The organism is Spongiibacter sp., from assembly GCF_984394615.1.
This window is the reverse complement of record NZ_CFHTQA010000076.1, coordinates 1-5,421: the sequence shown is the minus strand read 5'-3', so window position 1 is coordinate 5,421 and position 5,421 is coordinate 1. Positions and strand designations below refer to the sequence as shown.

The window sequence follows — 5,421 nt, the reverse complement described above, 5'->3', positions numbered from 1 at the left end:
ATGATGATCCTGCTGTTTTCCGTCACGCTCGGCTGGCTGCCGGCGTCGGGGCAGGGCAGCGTGGCACATCTGGTGTTGCCGACGCTGGTGCTGGCTGTCGGGGCGGTGGGCACTATCGCGCGCTCGGCGCGCACCGGCATGATCGATGTGATGAAGCAGGACTACATTCGCACCGCCCGGGCGCAGGGCAAAACCGAGCGCAATATCCTGCTGGTGCACGCCTTGCCCAATGCGCTGATTCCCGTCGTGACCATTATTGGTCTGCAATTTGGCTGGCTGCTGTCGGGCTCGTTCATTGTCGAAACCGTCTTTTCCCGGCAGGGCCTGGGATCAACCTTGATCAACGCCATTATCGACCAGGATTTGCCGCTGGTGCAGGGCGCAGTGTTGATGACCTCGGTGCTCTACGTGCTGATTAATATTCTGGTGGATTTGGCCTATGCCCTGATCGACCCGCGGATTAGGTACAGTTGATATGGCGACTTCCGCAAAGCCGGTTGTTAACCCCGGTCCCATTCGCAAGCTGTGTGGCGGCGTGGGGAATCTGTTTGTTCACCCGGTGGGGCGCTGGGCTTCCACGGTACTGGTCGTGTTCGCGCTGGTGGCCGTGCTGGCACCACTGATCGCACCCTACGATCCCTTTGCGGTGAATACCGAGGACTCGATGCAATCGCCCAGCCTTGAACACCTGATGGGCACGGATCTGCTGGGGAGGGATATATTCAGTCGCGTGGTTTTCGGCGCGCAGGTATCGATGCTGATTGGTGTGGTGGCACTGCTTATTTCGGTGAGTATCGGCGTTGCCATCGGGCTGTTTGCGGGCTACTACGGCGGCCGAATTGACGAGATAGCCATGCGGCTGATTGACACGCTGATGGCGTTTCCCGGCATTCTGTTGGCGCTGACCGTGGTGGCCTTGCTCGGGCCGGGTATCGAAAACGTGATGATTGCGGTGGGCATTGGCGGCATTGCCAATTTCGCCCGCGTTGTGCGCGGATCGGTGCTGTCGATCAAAGAAGATATCTATGTGGATGCGGCGCGCAGCACCGGCGCCAGCGATTTGCGGGTGATCTTTCTGCACATTCTGCCCAATGCCATGCCGCCGGTACTGACTCTGGCGAGCATGTCTTATGGCTGGGCGCTGCTCAGCGCGGCTGGACTGAGCTTTCTTGGCCTGGGCGCCACACCGCCAACCCCGGAGTGGGGCGCGATGCTCGGCGAGGGGCGCGACCTGATGTGGGATGCGCCCTGGACCGTGGTCTTTCCCGGTGTCGCCATCCTCTGTGTGGTGCTGGCATCCAACCTGCTGGGCGATGCCCTTCGGGATATTCTCGATCCGAGACTGAAGTCATGAGTCTGCGGGAATGTTCTCTGCTGGTTCACGCGGGCTTGCTGATTACCGACCCCAGCAGCAGTCCTGGGATTCTCCGTGATGCGGGACTGTGTATCGACAATGGGCAGATTATTGATGTCGGCCCCTACGACTATCTGCGCCAGCGTTATAAGCCCGCGGCGCGGGCGGGTGGCCCAGACGTCGTGGTGATGCCGGGCATGATCAATGCCCACGACCACGGCCGGGCCGTCTCCCCGCAGCAACTCGGGATTGCGGATCAACTGCTGGAAATCTGGATTCTGGAATTGCTGTGCATGCCGGGGCTGGATCGCTACACCGAGACCGCCCTGAGCGCCTTGCAGCAACTGCGCCACGGTGTGACCAGCAGCACCAACAGTTACTACCGCCCCGGCGAGTTTCTCAGCGATTTGGACGCCGCGGCAGCCGCCTATCGCGATAGTGGTCTGCGTTGCGGCCTGATTGCCAGTGCGATGGATCAGAGCGTCGTCGAACAGCTGCTGCGCGGCGTCATGCCCTCCATGCCTCGCGATTTGCAACAGCGCTGCGGCGAGATGCTGGCCGCGCGCAGTCGCTTCGATGCCGAGCATTACTTTGAGCAAATGCGCAGCGCCTGTAATCACTACGAGGACAGTCCCAAGTGGCTGATGACGGGGCCAGTGTCCCTGCACTGGTGTTCAGACGAACTGTTGTCATCGATCTGGCAGTTTGCTGAACAGCAGGGGATGGCGATTCAGGCTCACGCACTGGAGAGCCCCTATCAGCAGTGGTGTGCCGAGCAGCGTTATGGCCGTTCCGTTGTGGCGTATTTGCAGTCATCGGGCTGGCTCAACGCGCAACTGTCATTGGCCCACGGTGTGTTCACGACGCGCGACGATATGGAGCTGCTTGCCAACGCGGGCAGCTCGATTGTTCACAACGCCAGCTCCAACTTGCGACTGCGCAACGGTATCGCGCCGCTGTGCGAGATGCTCGACGCCGGTGTAAATGTGGCGCTTGGCCTCGACAGCATGGCGCTGAATGACGATGCCGATCTGTTCCGGGAAATGCGCCTGGTGGCGAACCTGCATCGCTCGCCATCGCAGCAGCTGGACGCCCGTCAGGTGTTTTCAATGGCAACGATTAACGGCGCCAAGGCACTGGGAAAGTCTGCAGAGCTCGGTTCGTTGGAGTGCGGCAAACAGGCCGATTTTCTGGTGCTGGATGTGAGCCGCCTGCCGGTGCCCCGAGTGGCCCTGGACACCAATATCTTTGCGCAGCTTCTCCACTACGCCGGTGCAGACACCATCCGGCAGGTATACGTCGCAGGAGAATGTGTGATGGACGATGGGCATCACCGTCGGCTCGACGAAGCTTCTCTGCGCGACGACCTCTATCAGCAGCTCAGCCTGTTTGGTCTGCGCAAGGTGGCGACGAGTCAGGCGTCCTTAGCGGAGATCAAACCCTATCTCGCCGATTATCTGGCGGCCAGACGCGGCGTTTGAACCGCGCGTTTCTCCGGCTTCACTGCGATAACAGAGCGATTATGGCTTGGCGTTTCGATAGTGCGATGTTACCATTTAGAACAATAGTTCAATATGCGAACTAAAGAGATGTGAGGTGAGAATTTGAAACGCTTACGTATAGGTGTGCACTACGAACCCTCCGGAATTGATCCGCATATCGGTTCGGCGGAATTGGCCCTGCAAATGACTAATGGCGTGTTTGATACGCTGGTCAATAAGACGGTGGAGGGCGACTATCTGCCCGGGCTGGCTGAGCGCTACCAGGTTTCTGACGACGAGTGCTGCTACACTTTTTTCCTGCGCAGCGATGTGCATTTCCATGACGGCACACCGTTTAATGCGAACGCGGTGAAATTTTCACTGGATCGCGCTCACAACCCGGAAAACCAGTCGCAGCTCGCGGGCAGTTTGCTCGGCAGTTACAAGAGCTGCCGGGTCATTGACGAATTCTGTGTCGAAATTATTCTCGACGAGCCCTACGCACTGTTGCTTGATGCGCTCAGTCAGGGCTGGTTGGCGCCGGTTTCTCCCGCCGCCGTGGAGAAGCTCGGTAACGCAGGGTTTGCCCGTCATCCGGTGGGCACTGGGCCGTTTATCTTCGATAACTGGAAGGCGGGCGAAAGCCTGACCATTCGGCGCAATCCGGACTATGCCTGGGCACCACCGCTGGTGAATAACCCCGGCGCTGCGTCTGTGGATGAAATCGAGTTTCGCTTTCTGGCAGACAATGCGCTGCGTACTGCCGCCTTGCTGGACGACGTGGTTGACGCGATTTTCTATGTGACGCCGAGTGATTGTGCCCATTTGCGTGAGCACGGCGCGTTCAATGTTGAGACCTGGCCGATTCGCGGTATCCCGGTCAGCATGATGATGAATATTCATCGATCGCCGACCAGTGAGCTGGCGGTGCGCAAGGCGATCAGTCACGCGGTGGATCGCGATGCACTGGTGGAAGAGGTTTTTCATGGCGAATTCGAGCGGGCTTACGGCCCGGTTTCGCAATTCACCCTGGGCTACGAACCGGCAGTAGAAAAGTATTATCCCTTTAACTCCGGCCTTGCCGAAGCCTTGCTCAATGAGGCGGGCTGGCTCTACAAAGAAGATGGTAAACGCTACAAAAACGGTCAGCCATTGAAAGTGCAGTTCTATGCCTTGCCGGTCAATTTTTACCCGCAGTTCGGCAAAATTGTCACCCGAATGCTGGCGGACATCGGGATTGAAGTGGAGGTCGTTCAGCTCGATCCAGTGCCGTGGATTCGCGCGGGTATGGCCGGTGAACACCACCTGATCCCTCAGGGCAAATACGCCAGTTCCTCGCAAATGCTGAGCTTTGTCTATCATTCCCGCCACAGTGGTCCCAATGGCTACGGCTGGACAAAGCGCAGTGCGAATGATGTTCCCCAGTTAGACCCGCTGATTGAGCGCGCCGAGAAGACCCTGGCAATGGCGGATTTTGTGCCGCTGTTCCAGAAAGTCCAGACGCTGGTCATGGAAAACGCTCTGGCTGTACCCCTGCACTGCAATACCAATATTGTGGCTACCAAGAAATCCATCAGCGGTATTCGCTTTGATGCCATTGGTGCCTACCCGCTGTTTCACGATACCCGCATCGGCGACAGTGAGGGTAAGGAGGTGGCCGTATGAGCAGCCGCTTGTTGATCCGTCCCCGGGAGTACCACGATTCGGTGCGACTGATGCAGGTGTCGGAACGCGTACGCCGCGAGAGCGGGGCGCGTGAGGCCATCTTGATGATGGCAACCGACAACAACAAAAAGATTCTTGCTGCGGCAGGCATTCAGGACGAAGCGCTGGGCACCGCCCGTGCCGACGATCTGGTGATTGCCGTTGTGGCCGATGGTGAGGAACAGGCGGCCGCAGCGCTGGCGCTGGCGGCCGAGCTGCTCAACGCCCGCAGTCAGTCGGCGGCGGGAAGTTACCGTCCTCGCACTCTGGAAGCCGCCCTGGCTGCAGATCGCCAAAGCAATATTGCGCTGATTTCCGTGCCCGGTGATTACGCGGCGGCGGAGGCGCGTCGGGCGCTGAACAATGGCCTTAACGTCATGCTGTTCAGCGATAACGTCAGCGTTGAAGAGGAATTGTCGCTGAAGCAGCAGGCCACAGAACAGGGCCTGTTGCTGATGGGCCCGGATTGCGGCACCGCAATTATTAACGGCGTCGGTCTCGGCTTTGCCAATGCGGTAGCGCGCGGGCCGGTCGGTATTGTCGGTGCTTCGGGTACCGGTGTGCAGGAAATCAGCGTATTGCTGGATCGCATGGGCGTGGGTATTTCCCAGGCCATTGGTACCGGCGGTCGCGACCTGAAAGCCGAGATTGGCGGGCTGACTATGCTGATGGCTATGGATATGTTGGCGGCCGATCCGGATACCCGCCTGATTGTACTTACCTCCAAGCCACCGGCAGCGGTGGTGACCGAGAAAATTCTGGCCAGAGCGGCGGAGTTAGACAAGCCCGTGGTGGTTAATTTCCTGGGTGCCGAGGCGCCTGAGGACGGCCCGGTCAATGTACAGTTTACGGCCTCGCTGGAAGAAACCGCGATAGCGGCGG

5 protein-coding genes are annotated in these 5,421 nt (G+C 59.1%); all 5 read left to right on the top strand.

Annotation, left to right across the window (positions count from 1 at the left end):
- Positions 1–474 (top strand): ABC transporter permease (locus AC5DB9_RS16405; protein ID WP_491732103.1); only part of this gene is annotated, 474 nt, incomplete at its 5' end.
- Position 475: 1 nt separating this feature from the next.
- Positions 476–1,354, top strand: a complete 879-nt coding sequence (locus AC5DB9_RS16400; RefSeq protein ID WP_272994020.1) for an ABC transporter permease — start codon at positions 476–478, stop codon at positions 1,352–1,354.
- The gene (locus AC5DB9_RS16395) at positions 1,351–2,835 is read left to right on the top strand and encodes an amidohydrolase family protein (RefSeq protein WP_272994019.1); all 1,485 of its coding nucleotides are present in this window, start codon (positions 1,351–1,353) and stop codon (positions 2,833–2,835) included. The genes AC5DB9_RS16400 and AC5DB9_RS16395 overlap by 4 nt, the downstream gene beginning before the upstream one ends.
- A gap of 123 nt (positions 2,836–2,958) precedes the next feature.
- Positions 2,959–4,500 carry an ABC transporter substrate-binding protein gene (locus tag AC5DB9_RS16390; RefSeq protein ID WP_272994018.1) on the top strand — a complete coding sequence of 514 codons (1,542 nt, stop codon included), beginning with the start codon at positions 2,959–2,961 and terminating at the stop codon, positions 4,498–4,500.
- A partial coding sequence (locus AC5DB9_RS16385) for an AllF/FdrA family protein (RefSeq protein WP_483374517.1) occupies positions 4,497–5,421 on the top strand: 925 nt, incomplete at its 3' end. The genes AC5DB9_RS16390 and AC5DB9_RS16385, both read left to right, overlap by 4 nt.